9 protein-coding genes are annotated in these 13,564 nt (G+C 68.1%); 5 read left to right on the top strand and 4 right to left on the bottom strand.

Going from position 1 to position 13,564, the window contains the following annotated elements; genetic code table 11:
• The first annotated feature begins 442 nt into the window (after nt 1-442).
• The 4 genes from ON19_RS01685 to ON19_RS01700 all read left to right on the top strand — a co-directional run bounded on the left by ON19_RS01685 (nt 443) and on the right by ON19_RS01700 (nt 8,889).
• Nucleotides 443-1,657 (top strand): acetyl-CoA C-acetyltransferase, encoded by a 1,215-nt coding sequence (locus ON19_RS01685; RefSeq protein ID WP_043685426.1) that lies wholly within the window; start codon nt 443-445, stop codon nt 1,655-1,657.
• A gap of 115 nt (nt 1,658-1,772) precedes the next feature.
• Nucleotides 1,773-3,923, top strand: a complete 2,151-nt coding sequence (locus ON19_RS01690) for a 3-hydroxyacyl-CoA dehydrogenase NAD-binding domain-containing protein (RefSeq protein WP_043685428.1) — start codon at nt 1,773-1,775, stop codon at nt 3,921-3,923.
• 111 nt (nt 3,924-4,034) lie between these two features.
• Nucleotides 4,035-5,132 carry an esterase-like activity of phytase family protein gene (locus tag ON19_RS01695; protein ID WP_043685432.1) on the top strand — a complete coding sequence of 366 codons (1,098 nt, stop codon included), beginning with the start codon at nt 4,035-4,037 and terminating at the stop codon, nt 5,130-5,132.
• 184 nt (nt 5,133-5,316) lie between these two features.
• On the top strand, nt 5,317-8,889 hold the full coding sequence (locus ON19_RS01700) for a serine/threonine-protein kinase (protein ID WP_043685435.1): 3,573 nt from the start codon (nt 5,317-5,319) through the stop codon (nt 8,887-8,889).
• An 8-nt stretch (nt 8,890-8,897) separates the two neighbouring features.
• On the opposite strand, the gene ON19_RS01705 is transcribed toward ON19_RS01700, so the two are convergent.
• On the bottom strand, nt 8,898-10,214 hold the full coding sequence (locus ON19_RS01705; protein ID WP_043685439.1) for a class I SAM-dependent methyltransferase: 1,317 nt from the start codon (nt 10,212-10,214) through the stop codon (nt 8,898-8,900).
• The gene (locus ON19_RS01710) at nt 10,211-11,653 is read right to left on the bottom strand and encodes an FAD-binding oxidoreductase (RefSeq protein WP_051168438.1); all 1,443 of its coding nucleotides are present in this window, start codon (nt 11,651-11,653) and stop codon (nt 10,211-10,213) included. The genes ON19_RS01705 and ON19_RS01710 overlap by 4 nt, the downstream gene beginning before the upstream one ends.
• A gap of 207 nt (nt 11,654-11,860) precedes the next feature.
• Here ON19_RS01710 and ON19_RS01715 point away from each other — a divergent pair, with 207 nt between their 5' ends.
• A complete protein-coding gene (locus tag ON19_RS01715; protein WP_043685677.1) occupies nt 11,861-12,295 on the top strand; it encodes an SRPBCC family protein in 435 nt (144 codons plus the stop codon).
• A gap of 61 nt (nt 12,296-12,356) precedes the next feature.
• Here ON19_RS01715 and ON19_RS01720 read toward each other — a convergent pair whose 3' ends face one another.
• Both ON19_RS01720 and ON19_RS01725 read right to left on the bottom strand, forming a co-directional pair.
• Nucleotides 12,357-12,707, bottom strand: coding sequence for a VOC family protein (locus tag ON19_RS01720; protein ID WP_043685680.1), 351 nt, complete (start codon nt 12,705-12,707; stop codon nt 12,357-12,359).
• A gap of 14 nt (nt 12,708-12,721) precedes the next feature.
• The gene (locus ON19_RS01725) at nt 12,722-13,534 is read right to left on the bottom strand and encodes a MerR family transcriptional regulator (protein ID WP_043685442.1); all 813 of its coding nucleotides are present in this window, start codon (nt 13,532-13,534) and stop codon (nt 12,722-12,724) included.
• Between the last annotated feature and the right edge of the window lie 30 nt (nt 13,535-13,564).

The following is a 13,564-nucleotide window of genomic DNA, read 5'->3' on the forward strand; positions in this document are numbered from 1 at the left end:
AACCACCGCTCCGACGACGTTAAGTTAACCGGAGTTCGCACTCCACGGTAGTATGAGCGGGTAGCCGTGAGCTTCGGTACGCCGACGTTCTATGGTATGCCCAGGCGTACGAGCGACCGGGACGTGCGTCCGCTGTTGCTTGCCTGGTTTTGTACAGCGTTAGGAACGGTCGGTCGCAAGGCCGGTCGGCGAGGTCATCCGCAGCCACGCCGCACCCGCGGTGTCGCCGCACACCAGCGCTCGGACGGACGAACGTGCCGGACGGTCGCACAGGAGCGCTCGGACGGACGAACGTCTGGCCGACCGCAAGGAGCGCTCGGACGGACGAACGTCTGGCCGACCGCAAGGAGCGCTCGGACGGACGTATGTGCCGGCCGACCGCAAGGAGCGCTCGGACGGACGAATGTCCGGCCGCCGCACATTGAGGAAGGAACACTCCGATATGACCACAGAGGCCTACATTTACGAGGCCATCCGCACCCCGCGCGGCCGTGGCAAGAAGAACGGCTCGCTGCACTCGGTCAAGCCGATCGACCTGACTGTTGGTCTGATCCAGGAGCTGCGCGGCCGCTTCCCGAACCTCGACGAGGACCGGATCTCCGACCTGATCCTCGGGGTGGTGGCGCCGGTCGGCGACCAGGGCGCCGACATCGCCCGCACCGCGGTCACCGCGGCCGGCCTGCCCGACACCGTCGGCGGCTTCCAGCTCAACCGCTTCTGCGCGTCCGGCCTCGAGGCGGTCAACCTGGCCGCCCAGAAGGTCCGCTCCGGCTTCGACGACCTGGTCATCGCCGGTGGCGTCGAGTCCATGTCGCGCGTGCCGATGGGCTCCGACGGCGGCGCCTGGGCGCTGGACCCGGCCACCAACTACGACACCTACTTCGTCCCGCAGGGCGTCTCCGCCGACCTGATCGCCACCATCGAGGGCTTCAGCCGCGACGATGTCGACGCCTACGCGGTGCGCTCGCAGGAGCTGGCCGCCAAGGCCACCACCGGCGGCTACTTCGCCAAGTCGATCGTCCCGGTCAAGGACCAGAACGGCATCGTCGTGCTGGACAAGGACGAGCACATGCGTCCCGGCACCACCGCCGAGGACCTGGCCAAGCTGCAGCCGTCCTTCGCCGTGATCGGTGAGATGGGTGGCTTCGACGCGGTGGCGCTGCAGAAGTTCCACTTCGTGGAGAAGATCAACCACGTGCACCACGGCGGCAACAGCTCCGGCATCGTCGACGGCGCCGCGCTCGTGCTCGTCGGTACGGAAGAGGCGGGCAAGGCCTCCGGCCTGACCCCGCGTGCGCGCGTCGTGGCGACCGCCACCAGCGGCGCCGACTCCACCATCATGCTCACCGGTCCGACCCCGGCCGCCAAGAAGGTGCTGGCCAAGGCGGGTCTGACCCTCGACGACATCGACCTGGTCGAGATCAACGAGGCCTTCGCCTCCGTGGTGCTGAAGTTCCAGAAGGATCTGAACGTCCCGGACGAGAAGCTGAACGTCAACGGCGGTGCGATCGCGATGGGCCACCCGCTGGGTGCGACCGGCGCGATGATCACCGGCACCATGGTCGACGAACTGGAGCGCCGCAACGGCCGCTACGCGCTGATCACCCTGTGCATCGGCGGCGGCATGGGCGTGGCGACCATCATCGAGCGGGTCTGAGCCCCAACCGACCGCTATTTCACTACGCGGCGTGAGCGTGGGGCCCGGAGGAGGCAGCCTGCGTAACCACGCAGGGCCCCGCGAACGCCGCAATTCGATCAGGAGACACACAGCTGTGAGCGAAACCAACATGATCGGTTGGGAGCAGGATTCGGACGGCATCGTCGTGCTGACGATGGACGACCCGAACCAGGGCGCCAACACGATGAACGAGCTGTACAAGAAGTCGATGACGGCCACCGTCGAACGGCTCGAGGCGGAGAAGGACAACATCACCGGTGTGGTCCTGACCTCCGCGAAGAAGACCTTCTTCGCCGGCGGCGACCTGAAGAACATGATGAAGGTCGGCCCCGACGACGCCCAGTCGCTGATGGACGAGCTCACCGAGCTCAAGAGCGGTCTGCGTCGCCTGGAGCAGCTGGGCAAGCCGGTCGTCGCCGCCATCAACGGGGCCGCGCTCGGCGGCGGTCTGGAGATCGCGCTGGCCACCCACCACCGCATCGCGGCGGACGTACCGGGTTCGCAGATCGGTCTGCCGGAGGCGACCCTCGGCCTGCTGCCCGCGGGCGGCGGCATCATCCGCACCGTGCGCATGCTGGGCCTGCAGAACGCCCTGATGCAGGTGCTGCTGCAGGGCCAGCGCAACAAGCCGGCCAAGGCCAAGGAGATCGGCCTGATCGACGAGCTCGTCGGCTCGGTCGAGGAGCTGGTCCCCGCCGCCAAGGCGTGGATCAAGGCCAACCCCGAGGCCTGTGTGCAGCCGTGGGACAAGAAGGGCTTCAAGATCCCCGGCGGCACCCCGTCCTCCCCGGCCTTCGCGGCGAACCTGCCCGCGTTCCCGGCCAACCTGCGCAAGCAGATCAAGGGTGCGAACATGCCCGCCCCGCGCGCCATCATGTCGGCCGCGGTCGAGGGCTCGCAGGTCGACATCGACAACGCGTCGCTGATCGAGTCGCGCTACTTCGTGCACCTGCTCACCGGCCCGGTCGCGAAGAACATGATCCAGGCGTTCTTCTTCGACCTGCAGACCATCAACAACGGTGGCTCGCGGCCGAAGGACGTGCCGAAGAAGGAGATCAAGAAGGTCGGCGTGCTCGGCGCGGGCATGATGGGCGCGGGCATCGCCTACGTCTCCGCCAAGGCGGGCTACGAGGTCGTGCTGAAGGACGTCTCGATCGAGGCGGCCGAGCGCGGCAAGAACTACTCGGAGAAGATCGAGGCCAAGGCGCTGTCCCGCGGCAAGACCACCGAGGAGAAGTCCAAGGCGCTGCTGGACCGGATCAAGCCGACCGCGGACCCGGCCGACTTCGCCGGCGTCGACTTCGTCGTCGAGGCCGTCTTCGAGAACACCGAGCTCAAGCACAAGGTGTTCCAGGAGATCGAGGACGTCGTCACCCCCGACGCGCTGCTGGGCTCGAACACCTCCACCCTGCCGATCACCGGTCTGGCGACCGGCGTGAAGCGCCAGGAGGACTTCATCGGCATCCACTTCTTCTCGCCGGTCGACAAGATGCCGCTGGTGGAGATCATCAAGGGTGAGAAGACCTCGGACGAGGCGCTGGCCCGGGTGTTCGACTACACCCTCGCGATCAAGAAGACCCCGATCGTCGTCAACGACAGCCGCGGCTTCTTCACCTCGCGCGTGATCGGCACCTTCGTCAACGAGGCGATCGCCATGCTCAAGGAGGGCATCGAGCCCGCCACCATCGAGCAGGCCGGTCTGCAGGCGGGCTACCCGGCCGCGCCGCTGCAGCTGTCGGACGAGCTGAACATGAAGCTCATGCAGAAGATCGCCAAGGAGACCCTGGAGGCCGCCCAGGCGGGCGACACCACCCTGGGCGTCAAGCGGCACCCGGCGCAGGACGTCATCGACTACATGGTGTCCGAGGGTCGTCCGGGCCGCCTGGAGAAGGCGGGCTTCTACGAGTACGACGAGAACGGCAAGCGCACCGGCCTGTGGGAGGGCCTGCGCGAGCACTTCAAGACCACGGCGGACTTCGGCGTCCCGATCCAGGATCTGATCGACCGCATGCTGTTCGCCGAGGCGATCGAGACCCAGAAGTGCTTCGACGAGGGCGTGCTCACCTCCACCGCCGACGCCAACATCGGCTCCATCTTCGGCATCGGCTTCCCGGCCTGGACCGGTGGTGTGCACCAGTTCATCGTCGGCTACCCGGGTGGCCAGGAGGCCTTTGTGGAACGCGCCGACTACCTCGCCAAGACCTACGGCGAGCGCTTCGAGGTCCCGGCCTCGCTGCGTAAGTAGTCTCGCGCTGTAACCAACGGCGAAGCCCGCCATCGCTTTTCGCGGTGGCGGGCTTCCGTCGTTTTCCGGCCCGTTCACCTTCGCGTCCGTTCGGCCGGATAGGTTGGCATCGTGCGGAGACATAGTCGTCATGTTCTGATCGTCGGTTGTGCCCTCGCGCTCGCCTCGGCCCCGGTGGCCGGCGCCGATCCCGCGGCGGCGCCCTCGGTGCGTTTGCTGGGTGAGCAAGTGATCGCATCGGGCCAGGACTTCGACGGCACCACCGTGGGTGGCCTCTCCGGGATCGACTACTCGGCACGCACCGGTGAATTCGTGCTGATCAGCGACGATCGGTCGAACAAGAACCCCGCGCGGTACTACACCGCGCGTAGCGAGGTCGGCGAGCGCGGAGTGGGACCGATGACGTTCACCGGCACCCGGCCGCTGCTGACCGCGGCGGGCGCCCCCTACCTGCCCACATCGGTGGACCCGGAGGAGATCCGGGTCGACCCGTGGACCGGCGACTACTACTGGACGCAGGAGGGCGAGCGGGACGGCGCGGCTCTCGCGGACCCCTCGGTGCGGATCGCGCACCCGGACGGCTCGTACGCCGGTGAGCTGCCGATCCCGGAAAACGAACGAATGCGTCCCGACTCCGGCCCCCGGCAGAACCAGGGGTTGGAGGCTGCGACCTTCCTCGCCGCGGGCACGTTGTTCGTGACCGCCACGGAAGGACCGCTGCTACCGGACGGCCCGGCGGCGACCACGACGAGTGGCGCGGTCGCGCGGATCACCGTCCAGGCCCGATCCGGCCCCCTGCTCGCCCAGTACGCGTATCCGATGGAGCCGGTCTTCGCCGAGTCGCGCCCCGAGCCCGGCCGCGGGGGGAACGGGATCGCTTCGCTTCTAGCCGCCGATCCGCTGGACCCCACGAAAGTTCTTGTGCTGGAACGGTCCTTTTCGGAGGGCGCGGGCAACAAGATCCGCGTCTACGAGGCCGATCTGAGCGCTGCGACCGATATCCTCGGTGCCCCGATCGGCGCCGCGCGTCCGGTGGCGAAACGTCTGCTGGTCGATCTCGACGACGTGGGGCTCTCCACAATCGACAATGTGGAGGGTATGACCTGGGGGCCCCGGCTGCCTTCCGGCGAACGAACCCTGGTTCTGGTCAGCGATGACAATTTCGACAGCCGCCAGGTCACCCAGGTCATCACCCTCGCCGTCGCCTAGCTCAACGACCTGGGACCTCGTGGCGGCACCGCCGACACGAGCCTTCCTGTTCCGAAAGATCTCCCGCGTGCTCGCGCACCGCGCTACGTTGGAGTATGCGCAGACATATCGGACACCCGCGTCCGAGGTCGGCGCGGAGTTGGTCGCCGATGTCGCCGATTCGATGTGAGTTCGAGGTGATCACATGAATCCACAGACGCGTTCGGGCCGGGTGCGTCCCGAATCCCCTGCGGCCGAATCGCATACGCAGCGCCTGACGCCGATCGCCATCGCCGACGAACTCGAGGCGATGGGTCTGTCGGGTGCGGTGGAGATCGGCCGAGGCGGGTTCGGGGTGGTGTACCGCTGCATCCAGACCGCATTGGACCGGGTGGTCGCGGTAAAGGTGCTCTCGTCGGAGATCGACCCGGAGAGCCGGGAACGGTTCCTGCGCGAGGAACAAGCCATGGGCAGGCTGTCCGGCCATCCGAACATCGTCGACATCCTGCAGGTGGACGTGACGGCGACCGGGATGCCCCTCATCGTCATGCCGTTCTGCACCCATGGGTCGCTGGAAAAGCTGATCCGTGATCAAGGCCCGTTGACTTGGGCGGACTCGCTGCGAGCCGGTGTCAAGCTGGCGGGCGCGATCGAGAGCGCGCACCGCGCCCGGATCCTGCACCGGGACGTGAAACCGGCCAATGTCCTGCTCAGCGGCTATGGCGAGCCGCAGCTGACCGATTTCGGCATCGCCCGCATCCCGGGCGGGTTCCAAACCTCCAGCAGCTTGATCACCGGGTCGCCCGCGTTCACCGCGCCGGAGGTGCTCAAAGGAGACGAGCCGACCATCCGCTCCGACGTCTACGGCCTCGGTTCGACGCTGTTCGCCTTGCTGACCGGGCACGCGGCCTTCGAGCGGCAAGCGGGCGAGCGGGTGGTCGCGCAGTTCCTGCGGATCACCACGCAGCCGGTACCGGACCTGCGCGAACAGGACATTCCGCCGGATGTGGCGACCGTCATCGAACACGCCATGTCGCCGAGCCCGCGAGACCGCCCGGCCAGCGCCTACGAGTTCGGCGAGATGCTGCGCGCGGTGCAGCGCGGTCACGATCAGTTGCCGGACGAGATGGCGCTGCTGGACACCACGCTCGAGGCCGAAGCGACGACTCCGACCGCCGTCGGCGAGCCGACCGCCGCGTGGACCGGCTCCCGTGCCGCCGTCACCTCGCGGCGCAGCTGGCCGTTGACGCTGCGGCCCGCCGTCTCGCAGCATCCGTCGACGTTGCCGCCGACGGCCGTGACCAAATTCCGTCCACCCACGCCCACCCGGGAGCCGATACCACGGCCGCGTCTGCTGGACATCCTGCGTGGGGGTGGTCGGCGCAGGCTGGCGGTGATCCATGCCCCGGCTGGGTTCGGCAAGAGCACGCTCGCCGCGCAGTGGCGCGCCGCGATCGCCGAAGACGACGCCGCAATCGCCTGGATCGGTGTCGACCGCGACGACGACAACGAGATCTGGTTCCTGGCCCACCTGATCCAGGCGATCCGCCGGGTGCATCCGGACGTCGGCGACGGGCTGGGCCAGGTGCTGGAGGAACGGCCCGCCGACGCCGCCGCGTTCGTGATTCCCACGCTCATCGACGAGATCCACGCCGCGGGCAAGACGGTCGTGGTGATCGTCGAGGACTGGCATCGGATCACCGACGCGGGCGCGCATCGCGCGATGGAAGCCCTGCTGGACAACGGCTGCCACCATCTGCGATTCGTCGTGACCAGCCGGGAGCAGTCCGGCCTGCCGACGAGCCGGATGCGCGTGCACGACGAACTGGTGGAGATCGGCTCGGCCGCGCTGCGCCTGACCGAGACGGAAACCCGGCAGATCCTGGTGGATCGCAACGGATTCGACCTCACCCCCGAGCAGGTGACCGAGATCCACACCGCCACCGACGGCTGGCCCGCCGCCATCCAGCTGGTCGGCCTGTCGCTGCGCGGCAACGCCGATCCCGCCCAGCTGATCGCCACGCTCTCGGAGGGCAACCATGGCATCCGCGAGTACCTCGCCGAGAACGTGCTGGACACCCTGGAACCGAGGATGCTCGAGTTCCTGATGTCGATCGCGGTGACCGAGCGGGTGTGCGGCTCGCTCGCCGCGGCGCTGTCGGAGGAGCCGGAGGCCGAACAGTTGCTCGAGCAGGCCGAGCAACGCGAGCTGTTCCTGCGGCGCATCGAGCACGATCCGGAGTGGTTCCGGATGCAGCCGCTGTTCGCCGAGCATCTGCGGACCCGGCTCGAACGCGTCCACCCGGGAAAGCTGAAGTCGCTGCACCGCAAGGCTTCTCGCTGGTATGCCGAGCATCAGCTGCTGCGCAAGTCGGTCGACCACGCGCTGGCCGCGACCGACCTGAAGATGGCGCTGGACCTGCTCGAGAGCGGCGGGATGGATCTGATCGACGGTTCCCGGCTCGCCACCCTGCTGGGCAGCGTGTCGAAATTGCCGATGCAGCAGGTGGCCTCGCGCTCGAAGCTGTTGATGGCGGTGGCCAGGGCGAACGTCAACCTGCAGCAGTCCGGCGCGGCGCGCAACGCGCTGGGCAGACTGTCCAACATCCTGGCCCGCGGCTCCTCCGGCGACGCCGACGTGCGCGTGCAGCGCTGCCAGGCGGCGGTGCTCGCCGCTTCCGACCAGATCGCGCGGGACCATACCGAGGGCGCGTGCGCTCGGGTGGCCGACTGCCTGCAGCAGCCGGACGACCTACCCGCGTGGACGGTCTCGACCGCGGCGAACCTGACCAGCTTCGTGCGCCTGTGCGAGTTCGACTTCGAGGGCGCGAGGAAGATGCAGGACTGGGCCGAGGAGTACCACGAGCGCTCCAAGGACCCGCTCGGCATGGTCTTCGGCCGCTGTGGCCGAGGCGCGGCCGCCTATGAGCAGCTCGACGTCGCCGCCGCCACCCGTAGCTTCCAGCAGGCGTGGGAGTCCGCGCGCGAGCGCTCCGGCCCGCGCTCGCACGCGGTGCGCGTGGCCGCCGCGCTGCTCGGCGAAATGAACTACCGCCGAGGAGATCTGGATACCGCCGACCGGCTGCTGGACGAGAGTCACGAGCTGGTCACCCGGATCGGCCCGGTCGACTTCCTGATCTCCACCTTCGTCGTCGGCGCTCGGGTCAAGGCGGTCCGTGGCGACCTGTACACCGCCGCCACCCGGCTGGAGGAGGGCGCGCGCATCGCCGCCGACAACCGGCTGACCCGGCTGGCCGCGCACATCAGGGCCGAACGGCTGCGCCTCGGTATGCCGCCGGAGGCCGCGGATCGCCGGTACATCGATCCCAGCGAGTCCACACCGCTCCAGGCCGGGCATCGGCTGACCGGCGCCGCCCTGCTCACCGCCGAAGCCGAGGAACTCGCCGCGATCCGCGCGCTGCTCGGCGAACACCGGCTCGGCTCCGACGACCGGGCGGTGCGCCGCGCCCGCGCGCTGCACGACCACACCCGCGAAAAGCACCGCCCGCGCGCGCAGTTGGACGCCGCGCTGCTGCTGGCGGAATGCTTGGCCGCGGCGGGCTGGGTCGGCGAGGCGACCAACCTGCTGCTGCCCTCCCTCGCGACCTGCGCCGACCTCGGCTGGACCAGGCCGCTGCTGGACGCGGGCCCCGGCGTGGTCGGCATCCTGCGCGTGCTGCGCGCCGATCTGCCCGCTCCGCTACAGGTCGGCGACACCGAACTGCCCGCCCGGTTCCTGGACGAGCTCCTGGACGGGGCGGGCAGTCAGGTCTTCTGAAGGAGGGGCTACGGCTGCCACCACGGCCGCAACGGCACGGTCCAGTCGCCGTCGGCAGGCAGTTTGACGCCGAGTACCTGGTGCAGCTGAACCACGTTGCGCTGGAAGCCGAGGCGGCACCCCGCCATGTACAGGCCCCACACCTTCGCGGTGCCCTCGCCGACTTCCGCGACGCAGGCGTCCCAGTTGGCGACCAGGTTCTTGCACCATTCGTGCAGCGTCAGGGCGTAGTGCTCGCGCAGGTTCTCCTCGTGCAGCACCTCGAGCCCGATGTTCTGGATCTCGGAGATGATCCGGCCGGAACCGATCAGCTCGCCGTCCGGGAACACGTAGCGGTCGATGAAATCGCCCGCCTTGGTGGTGCGGGTGTTGTCCGGGCGGGTGATGCAGTGGTTCAGGAACAGGCCGCCGTCGCGCAGCTTGCCCTTGATGAAGTCGAAATAGAACGGGTAGTTGTGCACCCCGATGTGCTCGGTGAGCCCGATCGAGGACACCGCGTCGAACTCGCCCTCGGGGACGTCGCGGTAGTCGGAATGGCGCACCTCGGCCAGATCGGCGAGGCCTTCCTCGGCGATCTTCGTCCGCGCCCAGTCCGCCTGCTCGGCCGAGAGCGTCGCGCCGATCACCTTGACGCCGCGCTTGGCCGCATAGCGCACCATGCCGCCCCATCCGCAGCCGATATCGAGCAGCCGGTCGCCTTCTTTCAGCCGCAGTTTCTCGAACACCAGGCGGTACTTGTTCTCCTGCGCCTGCTCCAGCGACCAGCTCTCGTCGCCGTAGGTCGCGCAGGTGTAGGTCATCGACGGGCCGAGGACGTACTCGTAGAAAGTGTTCGAGACGTCGTAGTGATGATGGATGGCCTCGGCGTCGCGGGTCTTGGAGTGGCGCAGGCCCTCGAAGGCGATGCGCCGCCAGCGCGGCAGGGTCTCCTGCGGCGGCGGTGCGACCGGCTTGAGCCGCTCCCAGCCGAGCGAGCGTGCGATGGTCACCAGGGCCAGCGCGGACGGACGGCGGAACTTCAGCCCGTCCATCGCCTTCAGGATTTCGTACGGATCGCCCGGGTGCACGCCGGTGGTGGCCAAGTCGCCTGCGATGTAGGCGCGGGCCATGCCCAGGTCGCCGGGGGCGGTCGCGAGATAGTTGATGCCGCGCGGCGTCCGGATCTCCAGCGCGAACTCCGAGTCCTCCGGCCCGGTCGCGCTGCCGTCGTAGGCCGTCAACCGGATCGGAACTTCGCCCTCGACGAGGGTCTCGAAGATCTCGGCAATGCTGAGCCTGGTCCCGAGATCGGCGAAGACGTCGGAGCGGTCCTTGAATGTCGTCATTTACGTTGCACCGCCTTCGAATACAAATCCAGCAGGCGCTGGTTCGGGTCGTAGCGTTTCTTCAGTTCGGTGTAGGTGTTTCCGCCGTAGAGCGCCGCGAACTCATCTTTGCCGTAGTAGGAATCCGAGTACAGCGACTTATGACCGTCGAAGTCGGTCACCGTGTGTTCGATGGCGCGGTTGGCCGCGCCTTCTTGCTGCCCGGGCACGGTGGGCACGGCCGACCAGAATCCGACATTGACGTAGGTTCGGTCCGGCTCCAGGGGATACAGCGGCCAGGGGCGTCCGCCCGGCCGGTCCGCCTCGCCGGTGTCGCGCAAACGCAGCGGGCACAGCCAGATCGGCTCGATCGGGATCTCGCGCAGAAACCATTCCACGAAGTCGGCGGTGCGATCCACCGGTACCTCGATGTCCTGCACGACCCGCTCCCGTGGCGGATTGCCCTCGCGGGCCTCCAGTTTGTCGCCGATGCCGTATTTGCGGTCCAGCGCTACGAGTTTCCAATAGAAACTGCTGCGCCGGTAGCGTTTCGGCCAGAACCGGCGGATCTTCGGGTTCTGCGTGCCGAACGCGCGGGAGCACCAGAACCAGTCGGTGTCCCAGCGCCACAGGTAGTCGTGAATGGTCAGGCGGTCGCGTCGGGGCTCGGCGCCGTCGTGCTGGATGGACCGGTAGTAGATGTCCATCCCGGTGTAGTCGCTGACCGGGCCCGGCTCGTCGGTCCGGCGGCCCAGCGTCAGGTAGCTCTCGTCGGCGGAGAACACGACGCCGTCGAGGTAGTCGACTCGCTCGTCCGCGTAGGTCCGGTCCGTGACGATCGCGGCGAGGGCCGACTCCAGCTCCCGTAGATCGTGAAACCGCACGTGCCGCAGGGCGACGTACGGCTGCACCTCCTCCAGCTCGATCTTCAGCCGGACGGTGTAGCCCAGCGTGCCGTAGGAGTTCGGGAAACCGCGGAACAGATCGGCGTACTCGTTGTCCGGCGTCACCGTGAGGATCTCGCCCGCGCCGGTCAGCACGTCCATTTCCAGCACGGACTCGTGCGGTAGGCCGCTGCGGAACGAGGTGGACTCGATGCCGAGACCGGTGACCGCGCCGCCGAGGGTGATCGTCTTGAGCTGCGGAACGACCAGTGGCGCCAGCCCGTACGGGAGGGTGGCGGCCACCAGTTCCTCGTAGGTGGTCATGCCCGCCACGTCGGCGGTCTTGGCGACCGGGTCCACCGCGATGACGCGGGTCAGTCCGGAGACGTCGAGACCGGGCGCGGTGTTCTCGGCCCTGGCGCGGAAAAGGTTCGAGGTCTTTTTCGCCAACCGGACGTTGGCGTGCTCGGGTATCGCGCGGTAACTCGCCAATAGGCGGTCCACGCCCGCTCGATGCGCGGCAAATCCTGATTCGCGTGCGGCCGGTGCGTGTCCGGCCTTCCCCAACAGACTCACTGCCACCCCTCGACGCTAGTACGGACGATACGGCTGGGCCACCGCGAGGGCACAGTGGCGGAGAAATGTCACGCATATGTTGCGAAAAGGAATACCGAATTGTCCGGAGGCGTTTGCCACCCGGCGACGCCCTCCGCGTTTTCCCGCGGCATGGACAGGGCAGGATGGACATCCGTCGAGACACCGCATCCGGACAAGGAGCTCATTGTGGGACAGGTCAGCGCCAGCAGTTCGATCGACGTGACGGCGGATCCGCAGCGCACACTGGCGGCCATCGCCGACTACGACACCGTGCGTCCGCGCATTCTCACGTCGCATTACCGCGACTACAAGGTGGTCGAAGGGGGCAAGGGCGCGGGCACCGTCGCCGAGTGGACGTTGCAGGCGACCGAGAAGCGCTCGCGTAACGTGCACGCCGTCGTTTCGGTGTCGGATTCCATTGTCACCGAGCGCGACTCCAATTCGACGCTGGTGAACACCTGGACCGTCACCCCGGAGGGTGCCGGCGCGCGGGTCACGCTGCGCACCACCTGGAAGGGCGCGGGCGGCGTCGCGGGCATCTTCGAGGGCATCTTCGCGCCGCTGGGCCTGAAGAAGATCCAGGCCGAGGTGCTCGCGAATCTGCAGCGCGAACTGGCCTGATCGCCGGACCGCGACGACGGTCCGGTGCGGGCCGTCGTCGCGGTCGACTTTCGCCTGCGGTCTACTCGGCCGCGATGTCGAAGAGGTTCCCTTCCGGGTCGGCCAGCGTCGTCCACTTCGTGCCCCACTCGTCGAAGTCGCCGACGTGCTTCGCGCCGAGTTCGATCGCGCGTCCGACCTGCTCGTCCCGGTCGGATGCGTGTAGGTCCAAATGAATGACGTTCTTGCCCGCGTTCTTGTCGGGCACCCGGATGAACATCAACACCGGCGTGGCGCCCGCGGTCCGGCCGACGGTCGCGAACTCCGGGCTGGGGTCGGGATCGACGGGAGTCTCCAGCAACCGCGACCAGAATTCGGCGATGGCGCCCGCATTCTCGCAATCAATGGTGACGTGGGCGATCGAGAGCGTCATGGATATCTCCTCGTTCACGGCTGGGCGATAGGCCAGCACACTTCGGTCCGGTAGGTGGCCGGATCGTCGGACTTGTCCGGACCCAGCAGGTACAGCTCGCGGATGGGCTCCGGCAGCGCGACGTCGTGTTCGGCGACATGACTGCCCAGCGCGCCGTAGGTGCGGTCGAAATCGTCGAACGGGCCGTCGTGCACGGTGACCGCGAAACGGCGGGCAGGTAGTTCGACGACGGAAAGCGCTGCGGGCAGGGCGATGCCGGGGTCGGCGACCGGGACGAACACGACCACCTCGCCCTCGTCCTCTTCGAAGAAGTCGGTGCCGTAGGTGGCCCCGCCGGTACCCGCGGGTGCGACGCCTGCCGCGTCGAGGGCTTCGTACAGCGACCGGAACGCCGTCGCGCACCACTCGCCGATGTGCTCGCGCGCCACCACCGCACGGCGGGCCGCGGCCGGGAATGCCGGAACTACGCGATACTCCACGGTGATCGGGGCCGAAGGGGTCAGCAGCGAACGCAACGACGCCACCACCGCGCGGGTACGGATCAGCTCCGCCTCCATGCGTTCCAGATGCGCGCGCAGCGCGGTGTCGCGGGCGCTGTCGTCCGGCGCGGTGAGCACGGCGCGGATCTCCTGGACCGGCATGTCCAATTCGCGCAGCCGCCGAATCAGCTGGGCCTGGGCCACCTGCGCCGTCGAGTACCGCCGATAGCCGGAACCCGCGTCGATATCGACCGGGGCGAGCAGGTCGATCTCGTGGTAGTAGCGCAGCGTCTTCACACTGAGGTGGCTCAGCCTGGAGAACTCCCCGATGGGGACGGTCGCTGTCATGGCATCAGCCAACACCCTCCAGTGACGGGA

The sequence above is a fragment of the Nocardia abscessus NBRC 100374 genome (assembly GCF_000308455.1).
In the GTDB taxonomy this organism is placed as follows: Bacteria; Actinomycetota; Actinomycetes; order Mycobacteriales; family Mycobacteriaceae; genus Nocardia; species Nocardia abscessus.

Bases quoted from the DNA above. Each gene is read 5' to 3' on its own strand.
- ON19_RS01685 (WP_043685426.1), top strand. From the start codon at position 443: ATGACCACAGAGGCCTACATTTACGAGGCCATCCGCACCCCGCGCGGC.
- ON19_RS01700 (WP_043685435.1), top strand. From the start codon at position 5,317: ATGAATCCACAGACGCGTTCGGGCCGGGTGCGTCCCGAATCCCCTGCG.
- ON19_RS01705 (WP_043685439.1), bottom strand. From the start codon at position 10,214: ATGACGACATTCAAGGACCGCTCCGACGTCTTCGCCGATCTCGGGACC.
- ON19_RS01720 (WP_043685680.1), bottom strand. From the start codon at position 12,707: ATGACGCTCTCGATCGCCCACGTCACCATTGATTGCGAGAATGCGGGC.
- ON19_RS01725 (WP_043685442.1), bottom strand. From the start codon at position 13,534: ATGACAGCGACCGTCCCCATCGGGGAGTTCTCCAGGCTGAGCCACCTC.